Source organism: Leifsonia sp. 2TAF2 (genome assembly GCF_052115085.1).
Classification (GTDB): domain Bacteria; phylum Actinomycetota; class Actinomycetes; order Actinomycetales; family Microbacteriaceae; genus Leifsonia.
Window position 1 is genome coordinate 1,437,512 of sequence record NZ_JBFRFY010000001.1, and the last position, 18,650, is coordinate 1,456,161.

General features: G+C 70.4%; 15 protein-coding genes, 1 other RNA gene and 1 pseudogene. 7 read left to right on the forward strand and 10 right to left on the reverse strand.

The genetic code is table 11. The features are described 5' to 3' along the window. The first annotated feature begins 62 nt into the window (after positions 1-62). The 4 genes from AB4Z18_RS06915 to rnpB all read left to right on the forward strand — a co-directional run bounded on the left by AB4Z18_RS06915 (position 63) and on the right by rnpB (position 4,356). Positions 63-2,330 (forward strand): cytosine permease, encoded by a 2,268-nt coding sequence (locus AB4Z18_RS06915; protein ID WP_441781953.1) that lies wholly within the window; start codon positions 63-65, stop codon positions 2,328-2,330. A 5-nt stretch (positions 2,331-2,335) separates the two neighbouring features. Then, on the forward strand, positions 2,336-3,154 hold the full coding sequence (locus AB4Z18_RS06920; RefSeq protein WP_441781954.1) for a Nif3-like dinuclear metal center hexameric protein: 819 nt from the start codon (positions 2,336-2,338) through the stop codon (positions 3,152-3,154). 31 nt (positions 3,155-3,185) lie between these two features. Next, a complete protein-coding gene (locus AB4Z18_RS06925; protein WP_441781955.1) occupies positions 3,186-3,920 on the forward strand; it encodes a zinc ribbon domain-containing protein in 735 nt (244 codons plus the stop codon). A 66-nt stretch (positions 3,921-3,986) separates the two neighbouring features. After that, positions 3,987-4,356, forward strand: an RNA gene (gene rnpB / locus AB4Z18_RS06930) — RNase P RNA component class A. A gap of 23 nt (positions 4,357-4,379) precedes the next feature. On the opposite strand, the pseudogene AB4Z18_RS06935 reads toward rnpB, so the two are convergent. From AB4Z18_RS06935 to AB4Z18_RS06970, 8 genes and pseudogenes are all read right to left on the reverse strand, one after another. Beyond that, positions 4,380-5,063: pseudogene (locus AB4Z18_RS06935) on the reverse strand (response regulator); the annotation flags it as partial. Beyond that, entirely contained in the window at positions 5,060-7,564 is a 2,505-nt protein-coding gene (locus tag AB4Z18_RS06940; protein WP_441781956.1) for a DUF4118 domain-containing protein, read from the reverse strand. The pseudogene AB4Z18_RS06935 and the gene AB4Z18_RS06940, both read right to left, overlap by 4 nt. An 18-nt stretch (positions 7,565-7,582) precedes the next feature. Next, on the reverse strand, positions 7,583-8,203 hold the full coding sequence (kdpC, locus tag AB4Z18_RS06945) for a potassium-transporting ATPase subunit KdpC (protein WP_441781957.1): 621 nt from the start codon (positions 8,201-8,203) through the stop codon (positions 7,583-7,585). A gap of 40 nt (positions 8,204-8,243) precedes the next feature. After that, on the reverse strand, positions 8,244-10,385 hold the full coding sequence (kdpB, locus tag AB4Z18_RS06950; protein WP_441781958.1) for a potassium-transporting ATPase subunit KdpB: 2,142 nt from the start codon (positions 10,383-10,385) through the stop codon (positions 8,244-8,246). Between the two features lies 1 nt (position 10,386). Next, complete coding sequence (gene kdpA / locus AB4Z18_RS06955; RefSeq protein ID WP_441781959.1) at positions 10,387-12,048, reverse strand: potassium-transporting ATPase subunit KdpA; 1,662 nt, start codon at positions 12,046-12,048, stop codon at positions 10,387-10,389. Next, the gene (locus AB4Z18_RS06960; RefSeq protein WP_441781960.1) at positions 12,049-12,138 is read right to left on the reverse strand and encodes a potassium-transporting ATPase subunit F; all 90 of its coding nucleotides are present in this window, start codon (positions 12,136-12,138) and stop codon (positions 12,049-12,051) included. Between the two features lie 226 nt (positions 12,139-12,364). Next, positions 12,365-13,198: a polyphosphate--glucose phosphotransferase gene (gene ppgK / locus AB4Z18_RS06965; protein ID WP_441781961.1), complete on the reverse strand. Its 834-nt coding sequence runs from the start codon at positions 13,196-13,198 to the stop codon at positions 12,365-12,367. 9 nt (positions 13,199-13,207) lie between these two features. Further along, positions 13,208-13,828 (reverse strand): TetR/AcrR family transcriptional regulator, encoded by a 621-nt coding sequence (locus AB4Z18_RS06970; protein WP_441781962.1) that lies wholly within the window; start codon positions 13,826-13,828, stop codon positions 13,208-13,210. Between the two features lie 65 nt (positions 13,829-13,893). Between AB4Z18_RS06970 and AB4Z18_RS06975 the strand changes: the two genes are divergently transcribed. After that, the gene (locus AB4Z18_RS06975) at positions 13,894-15,336 is read left to right on the forward strand and encodes an MDR family MFS transporter (protein WP_441781963.1); all 1,443 of its coding nucleotides are present in this window, start codon (positions 13,894-13,896) and stop codon (positions 15,334-15,336) included. Here the strand turns inward: AB4Z18_RS06975 and map are convergent. Continuing rightward, the gene (map, locus tag AB4Z18_RS06980; RefSeq protein ID WP_441781964.1) at positions 15,323-16,189 is read right to left on the reverse strand and encodes a type I methionyl aminopeptidase; all 867 of its coding nucleotides are present in this window, start codon (positions 16,187-16,189) and stop codon (positions 15,323-15,325) included. The genes AB4Z18_RS06975 and map overlap by 14 nt on opposite strands. 12 nt (positions 16,190-16,201) lie before the next feature. Here map and AB4Z18_RS06985 point away from each other — a divergent pair, with 12 nt between their 5' ends. Continuing rightward, the gene (locus AB4Z18_RS06985; RefSeq protein WP_441781965.1) at positions 16,202-16,411 is read left to right on the forward strand and encodes an SPOR domain-containing protein; all 210 of its coding nucleotides are present in this window, start codon (positions 16,202-16,204) and stop codon (positions 16,409-16,411) included. On the opposite strand, the gene panB is transcribed toward AB4Z18_RS06985, so the two are convergent. Next, positions 16,408-17,259, reverse strand: a complete 852-nt coding sequence (panB, locus tag AB4Z18_RS06990) for a 3-methyl-2-oxobutanoate hydroxymethyltransferase (protein WP_441781966.1) — start codon at positions 17,257-17,259, stop codon at positions 16,408-16,410. The two genes, AB4Z18_RS06985 and panB, sit on opposite strands and share 4 nt — an antisense overlap. Positions 17,260-17,312: 53 nt before the next feature. On the opposite strand from panB, the gene glnA reads away from it, so the two are divergent. Next, positions 17,313-18,650 carry a type I glutamate--ammonia ligase gene (gene glnA, locus AB4Z18_RS06995; protein ID WP_441781967.1) on the forward strand — a complete coding sequence of 446 codons (1,338 nt, stop codon included), beginning with the start codon at positions 17,313-17,315 and terminating at the stop codon, positions 18,648-18,650.

Below are 18,650 nucleotides of genomic sequence, written 5' to 3' on the forward strand. Positions count from 1 at the left end.
CCGCGGGCGCACATGTCCGGAAGCCTCTGCTGTGGGGGACCGGCGCGTCGTAGTCTGGCGTCATGGAGCGGGGAGCGGACGCCGAGAGGCACAGCGACGACGAGCTCGCGACTGCTCTCGAGGAGGAGGTCGCGCGCATCACCTCCGCCATCCCGATCGTCGCCCCCCGGCAGGTCGCCGTGCAGGATGCGGTGCGCCCGGCCGCTGTCGCAGAGGTGCACGAAGACGAACCGAAGCGGGACGCGGTGCAGCCGGATGCTGTGGCAGAGGTGCACGAAGGGGAACCGGAGCAGGACGAGGACGACGACTGGGTCGGCCCTCCGACGCAGGTCATCAGCTTCGATGACCTGCCGGTGAGGCGCGAGCCGACCGGGCTGGAGCCGACCTTCAGCCCGTGGGTGGCGACGTCGGCGATCCCCATCCAGCGGGCGGAGCCGGAGGAGAGCCGAGAGCCGGAGCCCGAGCCGGGGCGCGGCCGCGGGCCTCGGCACGCGCTCGCCCCCGAATCACTCCGCGATCCGGTCGTCGATGAGCCGGAAGCACCCGAGCAGCCCGTCGCGCCGCCGGCGTTCCGGCCGGTCGCGCGCGCCGAACCGCTCGGGCTCGTGCCGGCGGAGTTGGCGCCCCGTGACTCCGAGCCGGTGCCGATCCTCGCGGCCGCGGCCGTCGAGCCGGTTCCGAGCACAGCGGCGCCGATCACCGGCGCCGGTGCTGAACCCTCGACGCCCTCGTCCATCGATCGTGACGTGCCCGACGATGCAGACGACACTCAGGAGTCCGACGACCCTGCCGCCGGGATGGCGCCCCTGGCCACCCCGCGCACCGGCGTGGTGTCCGGCCTCCTCGGCTCCCGGCCCGGGGCGCAGCCCCTGTTCGTCCCGGAGGCCGCCGATCTCGAGCCGACCCGGGTCGACCTTCGCGTCGGGCGTGCCTCCCGGATGTTCTGGCTCTGGTTCGCGGGAACCTCGTCCCTGATCAGCGTCGGCGTCGGCGCGACCCTGTTCGTGCTGGGCCTGAGCCTCCGCCAGCTGCTCGTGGCGACGCTGGTGGGTGTGGCCCTGTCCTTCCTTCCGCTCGGGCTGGGCACGCTCGCCGGCAAGTGGAGCGGACAGCCGACCCTGGTGGTGTCCCGGGCGTCGTTCGGGATGCTCGGCAACCTCCTCCCGACGGCGATCGCCCTGATCGTCAAGCTGTTCTGGGGTGCGGTGCTGCTCTGGCTGGCAGGCTCCGCGGCGGGCTCGCTGACGACTGCGGAGCACTGGCCGGGCAGCGCCGCCGCCGCGACCTCGGCGGCTCTCGGCGTGACGGTGCTGGTCGCTGTCGCGGTGGCGTACTTCGGGTACGCGCTGGTGACGCGCGTCCAGCTCGTGCTGACCATCGCCTCCGCCGTGCTGATCGGGCTGATGATCGCAGCGACCTGGAGGCATGTGGACATGGCGCGGGCGCTCGCCGTGCCTGACGCGCTGTGGACGCACGTCGTCACGGGCGCCGTGCTGGTGTTCAGCTACGTGGGCCTCGCCTGGGCAATGAGCAGCGCAGAGGTCGCGCGGTACCAACAGCCGCTTTCCTCCGGCGGGGCGGCGATGCTGTGGGCGACCTTCGGGGCAGGCGTGCCACCGTTCGTGCTGGTCTCGTACGGGGGACTGCTGGCCGCATCCGACCCGGGCGTCGCCGCCGAGTTGGCCCGGGACCCGGTCGCAGGGCTCGTGCGCCTCGGGCTGCCGGCCTGGTATCCCGTGCCGCTGCTGCTGGCCGTCGGCCTGTCCCTCATCTCCGCCCTTGTGCTGACGGTGTACTCGGCCGGGTTCACGCTGGATGCGGCGGGCGTGCGGCTCGGCCGTCGGTGGAGCACGCTCGTGGCGGGCGCGGCCATCGCCGTCGTCGGCGCAGTGCTCGCGGCGACCGTGACCGACCTCTCCACGGTGATCCGCGGTGTCCCCACCGCCCTGTCCGTGCCCGTTGCCGCGTGGGTAGGCGTCTTCTCGGGCGAGATGATGCTGCGCACCCGGCGGTTCCACCAGCCGTCGCTCGTCGCTCGCGGCGGCGTATACCCGGACTGGCGGTGGACGAATGTCGGGCTGCTGCTGGCGGGGACGATCGTGGGGCTCGGGACGGTCAGCTCGCCGCTGCCTTGGCTGGCCTGGGAGGGGTACCTCTTCCGCCTTGTCGGGATCGATCCGCACGCCGGCATCGGGGCGAGCAACATCGGAGTGCTGGTCGCGCTCGCCATCGGGTTGGTCGGCGTGCTCGTCAGCGGCGTGCCCGCCGTCCGCCGGCAGGAAGTGGCGACGGCCGAGCGGGTGAGCGTCGAGGCCCATCCCGTAGGCTGAATGACGTGCCGCACACCCTCGCTTCCGTCCGTGACACCATCGAGCGCCTCTGGCCGCTCGCGGGCGCGGAGAGCTGGGATGCCCCGGGTCTCGTCACCGGCGATCCCGCCGCGAACGTGGAGCGCATCCTGCTCTCCGTGGATGCGGTCGCCGCCACCGTCGACGAGGCCGTCGAGCAGCGCGCCGACCTGCTGATCGCTCACCACCCACTGCTGCTGCGCGGCGTGACGAGCGTCGCGGAGGACCGCTACAAGGGCGCGCTGCTGGCACGCCTCATCCGCGGCGGCGTGGCGCTGTACGCCGCGCACACCACCGCGGACGTGGTCGAAGACGGCACCAGCGCCGTGCTCGCCGCCCGACTGGGACTTCGCGAAACCACACCGATCGCTCCGGCGCCGGACGGCGTGACGGGCATCGGCCGGGTGGGCGACCTTCCGCAGCCCACGACGCTCGGCCAGCTCGCGCGTGCGCTCGCCGACCTCCTGCCTCCGACGGCCGGTGGTGTCCGGGCGGCGGGCGAGTACCACCAGCCGGTCACCCGCGTCGCGGTCTGCGGCGGCGCCGGCGATTCGCTGCTCGGAAGTGACGCCGTCCGCGGCGCCGACGTCTACATCACCGCCGACCTGCGCCACCATCCCGCCTCCGAAGCCCGCGAACAGGCGACGCTCGGCGGCGGCCCGGCGCTGCTCGACGTCTCCCACTGGGCCAGCGAGTGGCTGTGGCTCGACACCGCGGCCGAGCAGCTACGCGCGGCCCTTCCCGGGGTGGACGTGCGGGTGAGCGAGCTGCGCACGGACCCCTGGGATTTCGCCATCCTCCAATGACCCGACCCTGTACGTAAGGAAGCACCGCATCGTGAAAGCCAGCCCCGCCGACCAGAACGAGCTCCTGCGCCTGCAGGCCGCCGACAACCGAATCGCCCAGCTCGGTCATGCCGCGAAGAACCTGCCGCAGTCGGTCGAACTCACGAAACTCCAGCCGGAGGTGGATGCGCTGCGCGCCCGCTGGATCGCCGCCACCGGTGAGCTGGAGGACGCCCGCACCGAGCTGAAGCGCGTCGAGTCGGACGTCGCGATCGTGGATGCGCGCGCGAAACGTGACAACGAGCGCGTGCAGCACTCGGCCTCCGTCAAGGACGTGCAGGCGCTGGAGGCGGAACTCGCCTCCCTCAAGAAGCGCAAGGACGACCTCGAAGAGATCGAGCTGACCGTCATGGAGCGCGTCGAGGGTCTGGAGCAGGCGCTCGCCGCCGTCGAGGCGGAGCGCGGCGAGCTGAATGACCGCGTCCAGGTGCTCGAAGCGCAGCGCGACGAGGAGGCGGGCAAGCTGGAGGCGCAGCGGAAGGCTCTCGCCACCGACCGCGCCACCATCGCGGAGGCCCTCCCTGCGGATCTCGTCGACCTGTACGAGCGCCAGCGGGCCCGCTACGGCATCGGAGCGGCCGCCCTCATCCGTGGTGTGTCGATGGGCTCCAACGTGAAGCTGACCGAGTCGGACCTGTCCGACATCCGGCGCGCCGCGCTGGACGATGTCGTGATGTGCCCGGACAGCGGCGCCATCCTGGTGCGCGGCGAGGACTCCGGGCTCTGACGCCTGCCGCACATCCCGTCCGGCATCCTGTCGTCACCTCCCGCTGCGCTATCGTGGAGCCCGGAATGGGTCGGCAAGACGGTCGCGTCGGTCCGCGAGAGCGGGCCGCCGAGGAACGTCCGGGCTCCGCAGAGCAAGGCGGTGGGTAACACCCACCCGGGGCAACCCGCGAGAAAGTGCAACAGAAAGCAGACCGCCTGCGGCCGCAAGGCCGCCGGTAAGGGTGAAACGGTGGTGTAAGAGACCACCAGCGGCCGGGGTGACCCGGCCGGCTGGGTAAACCTCGCCCGGAGCAAGGTCGCACAGGGGACCATGAGGCTGCTCGTCTCGTCCCCGGGTAGACCGCTGGAGGGCGGCGGCAACGTCGTCCCGAGATAGATGGCCGTCCGCGGTGCACGCACCGCGACAGAACCCGGCGTATCAGCCGGCCCATTCCCTTTCTTCGCCGGCGCTGTCGCCGTCGGGCACGAAGCGGTATCCCATCCCCGGCTCGGTCAGCAGGTAGCGCGGGTGCGAGGGCACCGGCTCCAGCTTCTTCCGCAGCTGCGCCAGGTAGAGGCGCAGGTAGCCGGTGTCGCTCGTGTATTGCGGGCCCCACACCTGCGTCAGGAGGGCCTGGCGGGTGACGAGCCGGCGGGGGTTGCGCAGCAGCACCTCGACGATGGCCCATTCGGTCGGCGTCAGGCGCACGGTCTCCGTGGTGTCGCCGGTGCGCCGGGTGACCTGACGCGCGGCGAGGTCGACTGAGACGTCGCCGAAGGTGACGACCGGCTCGTCCGTGACCGGCGCCTGGCGGCGGGTGAGGGCGCGAATGCGCGCGAGCAACTCGTCGGCGGCGAACGGCTTGGTGACGTAGTCGTCGGCGCCCGCGTCGAGCGCATCCACCTTGTCGGCGGAGCCCGTGCGACCGGAGACGACGAGGATGGGGACGCTCGACCAGCCGCGCAGCCCCTCGATCACCTCGATGCCGTTCAGCTCCGGCATCCCCAGGTCGAGCATGACGAGGTCCGGGTGGTGCTCCACCGCCTGCGACACGGCTTCGGCGCCGGTGCGCGCGGTGAGCACGTCGTAGCCCCGGGCGGTCAGCAGGATGCGCAGCGCGCGCAGGATCTGCTGGTCGTCGTCCGCAATGAGCACCCTCACGCCCTCTCCTCCCCGGCGGCCGGAAGGGAGACCACCATCGTCAGGCCGCCGCCGGGAGTGTCCTCGGCGTCGAGCGTGCCGCCCATGCCCTCGACGAAGCCCTTCGAGAGCGCGAGGCCGAGACCGATCCCTGTGTCGTTGTCCGTGTCGCCGAGGCGCTGGAACGGCACGAAGACGGCTTCGCGGCGCTCGTTCGGGATGCCGGGGCCGTGGTCGATCACGCGCAGCTGCACCATGCCCGCGAAGGTGCTGGCGGCGACGACCGGCCGAGCGCCCGGCGGACTGTAGCGGAGGGCGTTTCCGAGCAGGTTGACCAGCACCCGCTGGAGGAGGACGCCATCGGCGAGCAGGGAAGGGACGTCCGGCGGCAGGTCGAGTTCGATCTCGGCCGGTCCCAGTCCCAGCTCGTCGAGCGCCGGCAGCACTACGTCGTCGACCCCGGTCGGGGCGAGCGAGACGCCGAGGACACCCGCCTGTACACGGCTGACGTCGAGCAGGTTGGTGACCAACGTGGCGAGGGTGCCGAGGCTCTCCTCGGCGGTCTCCAGCAGCGCCTCGCTGTCGTCGTCGCTGAGGCGCAGGTCGGTCTGCCGCAGCGTCGTGACCGCTGCGGTCGCTGCCGCGAGCGGCCGTCGCAGGTCGTGGCCGACGGCGGCGAGCAGCGCGCTGCGTACACGATCTGCCTCGGCGAGGGGACCGAGTTCGGAGGCCGTGGCGGCCAGGTCGCGGTGCTCGAGCGCCGCATCCAGCTGGGCCACGATCGCGGCGAGCAGCCGGCGGTCGCCCGCGGCGAGGTCGCGGCCGGACAGCTCCAGCGTGCCGCGCGTCCCGACCGGGAGGTTCTGGATGCGCGGCGGGTCCGCCGCCTCACCGGAGGACGCGACCACCTCGGGCTCGGGGGATCCGGGCACGGGCACCAGAAGCCGGACGCCGCTGAGCCCGAACGCCTCACGGGTCCGCGAGACCAGCTCGTGCAGCGCATCCTCGCCGCGGATCACCCCGCCGGCGACGGTCGCTAGCAGCTCGGCCTCCGCACCCGCCCGCTGCGCAGCGCGCGATCGGCGCGCCGCCTGGTCGACGACGAGACTGACGAGCACGGCGATGACGACGTAGAGCACGAGCGCGAGGAGGTGCAGGGGTTCGCCGACCGTGATCGTGTACAGCGGCTCGACGAAGAAGTAGTCGAGGGTGAGACCTGACAGGAGCGCCGCGAATAATGCCGGCCAGATGCCGCCGACCAGCGCCACGACGACGACGAGCAGCTGGTAGCTGAGCACATCCGCCGTCATCGACTCGTGCGAGCGGAAGCTGGTCAGGAGCAGCGTCAGGAGGGGACCGCCGATGAGCGCGAGGACGAACCCGTAGACGCGCCGGCGCACGGTGAGGCCGCCGGTCGGCCGGGGAAGCGCGAACCGGCCGCCGGCGCGGGCATGGGACACGATGTGGACATCGATGGCGCCGGACTCGCGGATGACGGTCGCGCCGATCCCTGGCCCGGTCAGCAGCGCGGCCAGTCGGCTCCTCCGTGAGACGCCGATGACCAGTTGCGTCGCGTTGGCACCGCGGGCGAAGTCGACGAGGGCCTTCGGGATGTCACTGCCCACGACCTGGTGGTAGCTCCCGCCCAGCTGCTCCACGAGCGAGCGCTGGGCTGCCAGCGCGCCGGGCGCGGCCTCGCGCAGGCCGTCCTCGCTGGTGACGTGGACCGCCAGCAGCTCTCCGCCCGAACTGCGCGCCGCGATCCGCGCGCCGCGGCGCAGGAGCGTATCGCCCTCGGGGCCGCCGGTGAGCGCGACGACGACGCGCTCGCGCGCCTCCCAGGATCCGGCGATCCCGTGCTCGGCGCGGTACCGCTGCAGCGCGCTGTCGACCTCGTCGGCGAGCCACAGCAGCGCGAGCTCCCGCAGCGCGGTGAGGTTGCCGAGCCGGAAGTAGTTCGAGAGCGCCGCGTCGATCCGGGCCTCGGGATAGACGACGCCCTCCGCGAGGCGGTCGCGCAGCGCCTGCGGTGCCAGGTCGACTACCTCGATCTGGTCCGCCCGCCGAAGCACCGCATCCGGGATGGTCTCCCGCTGATGCACGCCGGTGATCTGCTCCACGACATCGTTCAGCGACTGGATGTGCTGGATGTTGACCGTCGACATCACGTCGATGCCGGCCTCCAGCATCGCCTCGACGTCCTCCCACCGCTTCGCGTGCTCGGTGCCGGGGGCGTTGGTGTGGGCCAGCTCGTCGACGAGGGCGACCTGCGGCGCCCGGCGGAGGACCGCATCCAGGTCGAGCTCCGTCAGCGTGACCCCGCGGTGCTCGACCTCACGACGCGGGACGACCTCGAGGCCGTCCAGCATCGCCGCGGTGGCGGCGCGGCCGTGGGTCTCCGCGACCGCGACCACCACATCGGTGCCGAGCGACTGCAGACGCTTGCCCTCTTCGAGCATCGCGTAGGTCTTCCCGACGCCCGGAGCGGCACCGAGCATCACACGCAGGTGACCACGAGGCATCTATCGGCCCATCTGCTGTCAGTGCTGGAGCTTCGCCAGGGCGAGGTTCAGCTCGAGCACGTTCACGGTCGGTTCCCCGAGGTAGCCGAGGTCCCGTCCCTGAATCCTAGACGTGACGAGCGATCGGACGGCGTCCTCCGGCAGGCCCCGCGCGTCGGCGACGCGCTTCACCTGCAGCAGGGCGTAGGCGGGGGAGATGTGCGGGTCGAGCCCTGAGCCGGAGGCCGTGAGGGCATCCCCGGGGATCTGCGAGGCCGTGACGCCGTCGGTCTTCTCGATGGTCTTCGTCCGCTCCTCGATCGCCTTCTGCTGCTCCGGGTTGGACGCGGCGAGATTGCTGCCGGACGAGGCGCCTGCGTCGTAGCCGGCCGGCGCGTTCGCCGTCGCAGCCGACGGGCGCGACTGGAACCACTGGGGGAGCGGCACGCCTTTCGCGTCGGTGAACGACTGTCCGATGAGGGAGGACCCGACCGTCCGCCCGTTCTGCGAGAGGGTCGATCCGTTGGCGGGCGCGTTCAGCGCGAGCTGCCCGATTCCGGTGACGACGAGGGTGTAGCCGGCGCCGAGCGCGACGGTGAGGACGATCATCGCGCGGAGGGCCACCCAGTACTGGCGCCAAGCGCCGCGGAGGGGGTTCATGATGTGCCTTTCAGGGGTCGGAGAGAATCGGGGCCGGGCTTCAGAAGCCCGGGATCAGCGACACGACGAGGTCGATCAGCTTGATGCCGATGAAGGGGGCGATGATCCCGCCGAGCCCGTAGATGAGGAGGTTGCGGCTGAGCAACGACGACGCCGACACCGGTCGGTAGCGCACCCCGCGCAGCGCCAGCGGGATAAGGAGCACGATCACCAGGGCGTTGAAGATCACCGCCGAGAGGATGGCCGAGGCCGGAGAGTGAAGCCCCATCACGTTGAGCGCGGCGAGGCCGGGAAAGGACGCCACGAACATCGCCGGGATGATCGCGAAATACTTGGCCACATCGTTCGCGATGGAGAACGTGGTCAGTGCGCCGCGAGTGATCAGCAGCTGCTTGCCGATCCGGACGATGTCGATGAGCTTCGTCGGGTCGGAGTCGAGGTCGACCATGTTTCCGGCCTCCTTGGCAGCCGAGGTGCCGGTGTTCATGGCCACGCCGACGTCGGCCTGGGCGAGGGCGGGAGCGTCATTCGTCCCGTCCCCGGTCATGGCGACCAGCCGGCCGCCCTCCTGCTCCCGCCGGATCAGGGCCAGCTTGTCCTCGGGCCGCGCCTCGGCGAGGAAGTCGTCTACGCCGGCCTCTGTGGCGATGGCCTGCGCGGTGAGCGGGTTGTCGCCGGTGACCATGACGGTCCGGATACCCATCCGGCGGAGGTCGGCGAAGCGGTCCGCCAGCCCGGTCTTGACCACATCCCGCAGGTGGATGACGCCCAGCAGCGAAGCGACGCCCTCCGGCGACCGCTGCGCCACGGCGAGCGGGGTGCCGCCGGAGCGCGAGATGCGCTCGACCTCCGCATCCAGCTGTTCGAGGTCGGTGGGGGACGGCGCTGTGGACTCGCGCACCCAGGCGACGACGGCGCTCGCCGCACCCTTGCGCAGCTGCGAGCCGTCGGGGAGGTCGAGGCCGCTCATCCGCGTCTGGGCGGTGAACGGCACGATGACGCCCTCGGTTTCTTCCGGCCTGTCGTAGCCGAGGGTCGAGGCCAGGTCGACCACCGAGACGCCCTCGGGAGTCGGGTCGCTGAGCGACGAGAGTGCGGCCGCCCTCACCAGCGCCTCGTCGGTGGTCGCGCCGACCGCCGTGAACTCCGTCGCCCGGCGGTTGCCGTAGGTGATGGTGCCCGTCTTATCCAGCAGCAGCGTGGTGACGTCGCCCGCAGCTTCCACGGCCCGGCCCGACATCGCGAGCACGTTGTACTGCACGAGCCGGTCCATCCCGGCGATGCCGATGGCCGAGATGAGCGCGCCGATGGTCGTCGGGATGAGGCACACCAGCAGGGCGACCAGCACCGGGACGGCGGGGGAGGCATTCGAGTATCCGGCGACCGGGGGCAGCACCAGCACGACGATCACGAACACGATGGAGAGGCTCGCGAGCAGGATGTTCAGCGCGATCTCGTTGGGCGTCTTCTGGCGGGATGCTCCTTCGACCAGGGCGATCATCCGGTCGACGAACGTCTCGCCCGGCTTGCTGGTGATGCGCACCACGATGCGGTCGGAGAGCACGCGGGTGCCCCCGGTGACGGCGCTGCGGTCGCCACCGGATTCGCGGACCACGGGTGCCGACTCTCCGGTGATCGCCGACTCGTCCACGGTCGCGATGCCGTGGATGACATCCCCGTCTCCGGGGATCAGCTCGCCCGCGGTCACCACGACCACGTCGCCCAGCCGGAGGTCGCTCGAGGCGACCGGGGCGATCGTGCTGTGAAGCGCATCCGGGTCGCCCTCGTCGTACCCGGTGACGCGGTTCGCCAGAGTGGTGGACCGGGTCTGCCGAAGGCTCGCCGCCTGTGCCTTCCCGCGCCCCTCGGCGACGGACTCGGCGAGGTTGGCGAAGACGACGGTCAGCCAGAGCCAGACGGCGATGCTCCAGGTGAACGCGAGGGTCGCGGTGCCTGCACCGCCGCCGGCGCTGCCCGCGCCGACGAACGGCTGCACGATCGCGATCACCGTGGTCAGTGCCGCGCCGACCTCCACGATGAACATGACCGGGTTCCGCCACATCGAGCGGGGGTCGAGCTTACGGAGCGCGCCCGGGAGGGCGGCGCCCAGCTGCGCCGGCGAGAAAGCGCTCTTCGGCGCGGACGAGGGCCGGTGAGTGGACGGGAGAGTGGTGGTGGTCATGTCAGTTCAGTCCTTCTGCGAGGGGACCCAGCGCGAGAACGGGGAAGTAGGTGAGAGCCGAGACGAGGATGATCGTGCCGGCGAGGAGCCCGACGAACTGCGGGCGATGGGTGGGCAACGTTCCTGCGGTGGCCGGTACGTGGCCCTGTGCCGCCAGCGAGCCCGCCAGTGCCAGTACGAACACGATCGGCACGAACCGCCCGAGGAACATCGCCGCACCGAGCGCCGTGTTCAGCCAGGGCGTTGCCGCGGTGAGCCCCGCGAAGGCCGAGCCGTTGTTGTTGCCCGCCGAGGTGAAGGCGTAGAGCACCTCGGTGAAGCCGTGCAGCCCTGGGTTCAGGATCGAGGTCTTCTCGACGTCCGCCCGAATCGCCGGGATGGCGAAGGTCAGCCCGGTGCCGAGCAGCACGATGGCGGGCGTGGTGAGGATGTAGAGGCTCGCGAGCTTGATCTCCCGCGTCCCGAGCTTCTTGCCCAGGTACTCCGGTGTCCGTCCGACCATCAGCCCGGCGATGAACACCGCGATGACCGCGATGACGAGGATGCCGTAGAGCCCCGACCCGACACCGCCGGGGACGAGCTCGCCCAGCATCATGTTGATCAGCGCCATCATCCCGCCGAGCGGACTGTAGCTGTCGAGCATCGAGTTGACCGCACCGGTCGAGGTGGTGGTGCTGGTCGTGTCGAACAGCGTCGAGCCGAAGAGGCCGAACACCGTCTCCTTGCCCTCCATCGTCCCGGCCGACGCCTCCAACAGCGTCATGGCGACCAGCGACACGGTGAACAGCAGCGCCATCGTCCCGAGGATCGCGTAGCCCTGCCTCCGGTCGCCGACCATCGTTCCGAACGTGCGCGGAAGCGAGAACGGGATGAGGAGCATGAGCAGCACCTCGACCAGGTTCGTCCACGCGGTCGGGTTCTCGAACGGATGCGCCGAGTTGACGTTGAAGAAGCCGCCGCCGTTCGTCCCGAGCAGCTTGATCGCCTCCTGCGACGCGACCGGACCGCCCGGAAGGCTCTGCGTGGCACCGGCGAGGGTGTGCACATCCTGAAACCCGTTGAGGTTCTGGATGACGCCGCCCGCGATCAGCACGACCGCAGCGATCAGGGAGAGGGGGAGCAGGATGCGCACGGTCGCGCGCAGCAGGTCCACCCAGAAGTTGCCGATCGTCCCGGTGGAACGTGACGCGAAGCCGCGAACCAGGGCGATCGCGACGGCGATGCCGACCGCGGCCGACACGAAGTTCTGCACGACGAGTCCCAGCGCCTGGACGCTGTAGCCGAGGGTCACCTCCGGCGAGTACGACTGCCAGTTCGTGTTGGTGACGAACGAGACGGCGGTGTTGAACGCGGTCCCCTCGGGCACTGCGGGCAGTCCGAGCGCATAGGGGAGGAACTGCTGCAGCCGCTGCAGACCGTAGACGATCACGATGCCGACCACCGAGAAGGCGAGTACGCCCCGGAGGTATGCCGGCCAGGACTGCCCGGAACGCGGGTCCACACCGATCAGGCGGTAGACGCCGCGCTCGACCCCGAGGTCGCGGTCGGAGGTGAAAACGCGGGCCATGTAGTCGCCCAGCGGACGGTACGCGACCCCGAGGAGGAGGACGAGCGTGGCGACCTGCGCGACGGCGAACCAGGCGCCGTCACCCCAGCCGGCCATCTAGAACCGCTCCGGCTTCACGAGGGCGACCAGCAGGTAGCCGATCGCGGCGATGGCCAGCACCGCGGCGATCACGGTCAGCACGATCACAGCTTCTCGACCCCCCGCGCGACCAGACCCACGCAGAGCGCGAGCACGGCCACGACGAGAAGGTAGACGACGTCGAGCACGACTCTCTCCATCCTTCAGGACGCCGCGACCGATCGGTCACGGCAGGAGAGAGTCCACACCCGTGGAAGGCGCGGGAGACGCGTCCTAACGGGTCCCTAACGCGCGCCCGCGAAATCCTTGCGGGACGCTGACGCCGGAGGCGGCGCTACCCGGCAGTCGTGGCCGGCGCTTCGTCGGGCGTGCGCACCTCGGCGGTGCGCCCACGCTCGCCGGCGTCGCGGCGCTCGCCGCGGACCGCGAGGGCGGCCGCGCCCAGGATGCCCGCGTTGTTGCGGTGCACGGCCGGCACGATCGGGGTCTTCAGCTTCAGCAGCGGGAGGAACTCCTCGTAGTGCTTGGAGACGCCGCCGCCGACGATGAAGAGGTCGGGAGTGAAGAGGAACTCGACCGTCGAGTAGTACTTCTGCAGGCGCTTCGCCCACTTCTCCCAGCTGAGGTCTTCGCGCTCCTTCGCCGAGTACGCGGCCCGGGACTCGGCGTCGTGCCCGTCGACCTCCAGGTGGCCGAGCTCGGCGTTCGGGATGAGGACGCCGTCGTAGATGAGTGCGGAGCCGATCCCCGTACCGAGGGTGGTCATGATGACCAGCCCGTCCTTGCCCGCCGCGGCCCCGAAGCGCGTCTCGGCGTAGCCGGCTGCGTCCGCGTCGTTGACGAAGTGGATGTCGCGGCCGAGTGCCGCTTCGAACAGGTCCTCGGCGTGCAGCCCGATCCAGTCCTTCGCGACGTTGGCGGCGGACAGAGTGACTCCGTGGCTGACGATGGCGGGGAAGCAGACGCCCACCGGCGCATCCGGCTCTTCTGTGGCCAGCCGGTCGACGATCTCCTTCGTCGTCTCGACGATGTCGTCGGGCTTTCCGCCGTCCGGTGTGGGCAGCTTCACCCGGTCACTGATGAGTTCGCCGGTCGACAGGTCGACCAGCCCTCCCTTGATGCCCGTGCCGCCGATGTCGATCCCGATCGCGTGGTTCTGCGAAGTCATGCCACGAATCTACCGCGCATCGGCGTCGGTCCACCTCGCGGTCGCCAGAGCGAGCGGCAGGAAGACGTCGTCGACGAACGAGACCAGCGTCTCCTCGTCGGCGGGGACCAGCCGCATCAGCATGTCGTGCCGTACCAGGGTGAGGGGCAGTTCGGCGACGACCGGGGGCAGCCGCTCGAGGTCGATCTCCCCGCGGCGGTCGGCGCGTTCCAGGATGGTGCGCAGCTGCGAGGGCTGCCGTCCGATGATGCGGTCGCGGAGGCCGGCGATACCGCCCTCCGCCTCCGTCATGATCCCCGAGAAGCGCATGAGCACCTCGGTGACAAGGATGCGCCGCCGAGTGCTCATCTGCCGGAGCAGGTCGAGGGTGTCCTCGCGGAGGCTTCCGTGGTCGGGGACCTGTAGCGGGTCGGCGGCGAAGTGGTGACGGATGGCGGCAAGGGCGAGGTCGCTGCGGCTGGCCCAGCGCCGGGCGAGCACTGGCCGGCTGGTGCCGGCGCGGGCGGCGACCGCCTCCATCGTCAGGGCCGCGTAGCCGTTGGTGTCGAGCTCTTCCCATGCCGCATCGAGCAGCGCGCTCTCGAGCTCGGCGCCTCGTCGGCGGCGGGCTGGAGTCTCATTAGAGTCCATTTGCGCATCTTATCGGGTCGGCGTATCGTCCTGTTAGATACATCCCCGCATCTTAAGGAGTCGACATGGCGGAGAAGCTCGACCGGACCGTGGTGCGCACCGCGACCGCGCTGGTCATCGGAGCGCTGGCGGTCGTGTTCGACACGACCATCCTCAGCGTCGCGTTGCATACGCTCGCGACCGATCTGCACACGAGCGTCGCGCAGATCCAGTGGGTGACCACCGGGTACCTGCTGGCGCTGGCCGCCACCGTCCCGCTCTCGGCCTGGTGCCTGGCCCGCTGGGGCGGGAAACGCGTGTGGATGGTCGCCCTCGCGATCTTCCTCGCCGGCTCGATCCTCTCCGGGCTGGCCTGGAACGCGGAGTCGCTGATCGCGTTCCGGGTGATTCAGGGCGTCGGGGGCGGCCTCATGCTGCCCGTGATGATGACGATGATGATGGAGGTCGCCGGCGGGAGGCAGCTCGGCCGCGTCTCAGCGGTCGTCGGACTGCCTGCGATGGCGGGCCCCATTCTCGGACCGGTGGTCGGGGGACTCATCCTCGCCCTCGGCGACTGGCGCTGGGTGTTCTGGGTCAACATCCCCTTCTCGGTGCTGGGGCTGATCCTGGCGTGGCGGATGCTGCCCTCCGACCGCGGACGTGACCCGCGCCGCCGCCTCGACGTCGTCGGGGTGCTGCTGCTCGTTCCCGGTCTCGCCGGCCTCCTGCTCGGTCTGTCCGACTCCGTGCTGAACGGCGGCTTCGCCCGCCTCGACGCGTGGCTGCCGCTCGTCGTCGGCGCCGTCCTCGTCGCCGCGTTCGTGCTGTGGGCGCTCCGGAAGCGCGGCGACGCGCTGGTGGATGTCCGGCTCCTGAAGGTCAGGACCGTCTGGTCGGCCTCGATCCTGCTGTTCCTCTCCGGTGTCGCGCTCTACGGGGCGATGCTGCTGCTTCCGCTCTTCTGGCAAGAGCAGCGCGGTACGGATGCGCTCGGCGCAGGCCTCCTGCTGGTCCCGCAGGGGCTCGGCACGCTCGCCTGTCGTCCCCTCGCCGGGCGGCTGATCGACCGCATCGGTGCGCGCTGGATCACGGTCGTCGGTTTCGCGATCGTCGCCGTCTCCACGATTCCCTTCGCGCTCGGCCCCACGGCGGCCGCAGACCCGCTCCTGCTGGTCGCCCTGTTCGTGCGCGGCTTCGGCCTCGGCGCGATCACCATGCCGCTGATGGTCGCCTCGTACCAGGGGCTCGAGCGCGAACAGATCGCCCACTCCAGCATCCTGACGAGGACGGCGCAGCAACTGGGCGGATCGTTCGGCACGGCGCTGTTCGCCGTGCTCCTGCAGGCCGCGGTGCAGGGCGGCTCAAGCCTGTCGAGCGCCTTCGACACCGCCTTCTGGGTGGCGGTCGGCGCGACCGTGCTGGGAGTCGGGATCTCGTTCGTGCTCCCGTCCGGCCGGTCGAAGGCGGCGGAGGCCGCGCCTGCGCCGGTCGTCCCGGCCGCGCAACCGGAAAGGGTCAGGGGAGCGTGAGCACCTCGGCGCCGCGCTCGGTGACCACCAGGGTGTGCTCGAACTGGGCGGTGATGCTGCGGTCGCGGGTGACGACCGTCCAGTCGTCGGCCCACATCTCCCACTCGTGCGTGCCGAGGGTGAGCATCGGCTCGATCGTGAACACCATCCCGGGCTCCATCACGTCGTCGTAGGCGGGCGCGGCGTCGTAGTGCGGGATGATGAGGCCCGAGTGGAAGGCGGCGCCGACGCCGTGCCCGGTGAAGTCGCGCACGACGCCGTAGCCGAAGCGCTTCGCGTACGACTCGATCGCGCGGCCGATCACGTTGACCTGGCGCCCCGGCGCGACCGCCTTGATCCCGCGGTTCAGCGCCTCGCGCGTGCGGTCGACCAGCTGCGTGACCTCGTCGGACGCCGTGCCCGCGATGAAGGTCTGGTTGCTGTCGCCGTGGAAGCCGTCCTTGTAGGCGGTGATGTCGATGTTGACGATGTCGCCGTCCTGCAGCACCGTGTCGTCCGGGATGCCGTGGCAGATCACCTCGTTGACCGAGCTGCAGATGGACTTCGGATAGCCGCGGTAGCCGAGGGTGGACGGGTAGGCGTCGTTGGCGAGCAGGAACTCGTGGCCGATCGCATCCAGCTCTTCCGTCGTTATGCCCGGGCGGACCGCCTGGCCGACACGCTCTATGGCCTGGGCGGCGATGCGCCCCGCCTCCCGGATGCGCTGCACCTCGTCGGGCGTGTACACGTCGCCGCGGGTATAGGGAGCCGGGCCCGGACGTCCAACGTACTCGGGCCGGGCGATGCGGCTCGGCACGGTGCGCATGGGGCTGACACGGCCCGGGATCAGGTGACCGGCGGAATCCTTGGGCATACCATCAACCTTATGACGACCGATGACCACGGCATCACGCAGGACGCCGAGCACAAGTACTGGTACAACATGAAGACCGGCGAGGTCGAGCAGGGCTTCCTGTCACCGGCGCCGAACCGCGTCGGACCATTCGACACCCGCGCCGAGGCCGAGCACGCGCTCGAGAAGCTGCGCGCGAACTCCGCCAAGTGGGCCGAAGAGGACGCCGCCGACAACCGCTAGAAGCTGTGCTCGTCGGTCGGGAACGAACCGCCCTGCACGTCCGCCTTGTAGGCGCGGGCCGCATCCGACAGCACGGTCTTGAGGTCGGCATACTGCTTCACGAATCGCGGCACGCGGCCGGTGGTGAAGCCGGCCCAGTCCGTCCACACCAGCAGCTGGCCGTCGACGTGCGGACCCGCGCCGACACCGACGGTCGGGATGCGCAGTTCGGCTGTGACGCGCTTGGCGACCTCGGCCGGCACCATCTCCAGCACCACCGCGAAGGCTCCGGCCTCCTCTACCGCGTGCGCGTCGGCGAGGAGTTCGTCGGCCGAGTCTCCCCGGCCCTGCACGAGGTGGCCGCCGAGGCCGTGCTCGCTCTGCGGGGTGAAGCCGATGTGCGCCATGACGGGGATGCCCGCATCGACGATCCGCCGGATCTGCTCGGCGCTCCGCCGGCCGCCCTCGAGCTTCACCGCGTGGGCGCCGGTCTCCTTCATGAAGCGCACGGCGGTGTGCAGCGCCTCCAGTGGACCGGTCTCGTATGAGCCGAACGGCATGTCCGCGACGACGAACGCGCGCTTGACGGCCTTCGCGACGGCGCGCGTCAGCGGGATGAGATCGTCAACCGTGACGGGCAGCGTGGTGTCGTAGCCGAGAACGTTGTTGCCGGCCGAATCGCCGACGAGCAGGAAGTCGATGCCCGCCTCGTCGAAGATTTGCGCGGTGAGCATGTCGTAGCTGGTGAGGCCCGTGAACGGAGCCCCCTCCTCCTTCGCCGCCTGGAAGTGGCGGGTGCGCACGCGCTTCAGCCCCTGCATCGACGAGGTCGTGGGGTGGACGGAGGGCACCGGTGACTGGTCGCTCATGCGGCTCAGTCTAGTGAACCACTAGTCTGGGAACGGCCGAGGAAAGGGGCAGGATGGACAAGCAGCGCGACTTCGTTCTTCGTACGATCGAGGAGCGTGGCGTCAAGTTCGTGAGGCTGTGGTTCACCGATGTCGTCGGCACCCTGAAGTCCGTCGCGATCGCCCCGGCCGAGGTCGAGGGGGCCTTCTCCGAGGGCCTCGGCTTCGACGGCTCCGCCATCGAGGGCCTCACCCGGGCCTACGAGTCCGACCTGCTGGCCCTGCCGGACGCGACGACGTTCCAGATCCTGCCGTGGCGCGGCGAGATCGACCCGACCGCACGCATGTTCTGCGACATCACCACGCCCGACGGCCAGCCGTCGGTCTCCGACCCGCGCAACGTGCTCAAACGGACGCTGGAGAAGGCGGCCGACCGCGGCTTCACCTTCTACACGCACCCCGAGATCGAGTTCTACCTGCTCAAGTCGTCGCAGTTCGGCGCAGAGGGCCCGGAGCCCGTGGACTCGGCCGGCTACTTCGACAACGTCCCCGGCGGCACCGCCCACGACTTCCGCCGCCGCTCGGTGCGGATGCTCGAGGACCTCGGCATCTCGGTGGAGTTCAGCCACCATGAGGCGGGCCCCGGCCAGAACGAGATCGACCTCCGCTACGCCGACGCGCTCACCACCGCCGACAACATCATGACGTTCCGCACGGTGATCAAGGAGGTGGCGATCGAGCAGGGCGTGTACGCGACCTTCATGCCGAAGCCCCTCTCGGACCACCCGGGTTCGGGGATGCACACCCACATGTCGCTGTTCGAGGGCGACACCAATGCCTTCTTCGAGCCGGGAGCCCAGTACCAGCTCTCCAAGATCGGCCGTCACTTCATCGCCGGTCTGCTGCGCCACGCGCCCGAGATCACCGCGGTGACGAACCAGTTCGTCAACTCCTACAAGCGCCTGTGGGGCGGCGACGAGGCGCCCAGCTTCGTGAGCTGGGGCCACAACAACCGCTCGGCCCTGGTCCGCGTCCCGCTGTACAAGCCCAGCAAGGGCCAGAGTTCGCGCGTCGAGTACCGTGCGATCGACTCGGCGGCGAACCCGTACCTCGCTTTCTCGCTGCTGCTCGCCGCGGGTCTGAAGGGCATCGAAGGCCAGTACGACCTGCCGCCGGAGGCGGAGGACAACGTGTGGGCGCTCTCCGACGCCGAGCGTCGCGCGCTCGGCTACAACCAGCTGCCGGCGAGCCTCGATCACGCCATCTCGCTGATGGAGGACTCCGAGCTCGTCGCCGAAACGCTGGGTGAGCAGGTCTTCAACTACGTCCTGCTCAATAAGCGCAAGGAGTGGGCCGAGTACCGCGCGCAGGTCACCCCGTACGAGCTGCGGACCAACCTCGAGATCCTCTGA

Excerpts from the sequence above, each read along its gene's own strand:
- AB4Z18_RS06915 (WP_441781953.1), top strand. The coding sequence starts at position 63 with ATGGAGCGGGGAGCGGACGCCGAGAGGCACAGCGACGACGAGCTCGCG.
- AB4Z18_RS06940 (WP_441781956.1), bottom strand. The coding sequence starts at position 7,564 with ATGCCTCGTGGTCACCTGCGTGTGATGCTCGGTGCCGCTCCGGGCGTC.
- kdpC (WP_441781957.1), bottom strand. The coding sequence starts at position 8,203 with ATGAACCCCCTCCGCGGCGCTTGGCGCCAGTACTGGGTGGCCCTCCGC.
- kdpB (WP_441781958.1), bottom strand. The coding sequence starts at position 10,385 with ATGACCACCACCACTCTCCCGTCCACTCACCGGCCCTCGTCCGCGCCG.
- kdpA (WP_441781959.1), bottom strand. The coding sequence starts at position 12,048 with ATGGCCGGCTGGGGTGACGGCGCCTGGTTCGCCGTCGCGCAGGTCGCC.
- ppgK (WP_441781961.1), bottom strand. The coding sequence starts at position 13,198 with ATGACTTCGCAGAACCACGCGATCGGGATCGACATCGGCGGCACGGGC.
- AB4Z18_RS06970 (WP_441781962.1), bottom strand. The coding sequence starts at position 13,828 with ATGGACTCTAATGAGACTCCAGCCCGCCGCCGACGAGGCGCCGAGCTC.
- AB4Z18_RS06975 (WP_441781963.1), top strand. The coding sequence starts at position 13,894 with ATGGCGGAGAAGCTCGACCGGACCGTGGTGCGCACCGCGACCGCGCTG.
- map (WP_441781964.1), bottom strand. The coding sequence starts at position 16,189 with ATGCCCAAGGATTCCGCCGGTCACCTGATCCCGGGCCGTGTCAGCCCC.
- AB4Z18_RS06985 (WP_441781965.1), top strand. The coding sequence starts at position 16,202 with ATGACGACCGATGACCACGGCATCACGCAGGACGCCGAGCACAAGTAC.
- panB (WP_441781966.1), bottom strand. The coding sequence starts at position 17,259 with ATGAGCGACCAGTCACCGGTGCCCTCCGTCCACCCCACGACCTCGTCG.
- glnA (WP_441781967.1), top strand. The coding sequence starts at position 17,313 with ATGGACAAGCAGCGCGACTTCGTTCTTCGTACGATCGAGGAGCGTGGC.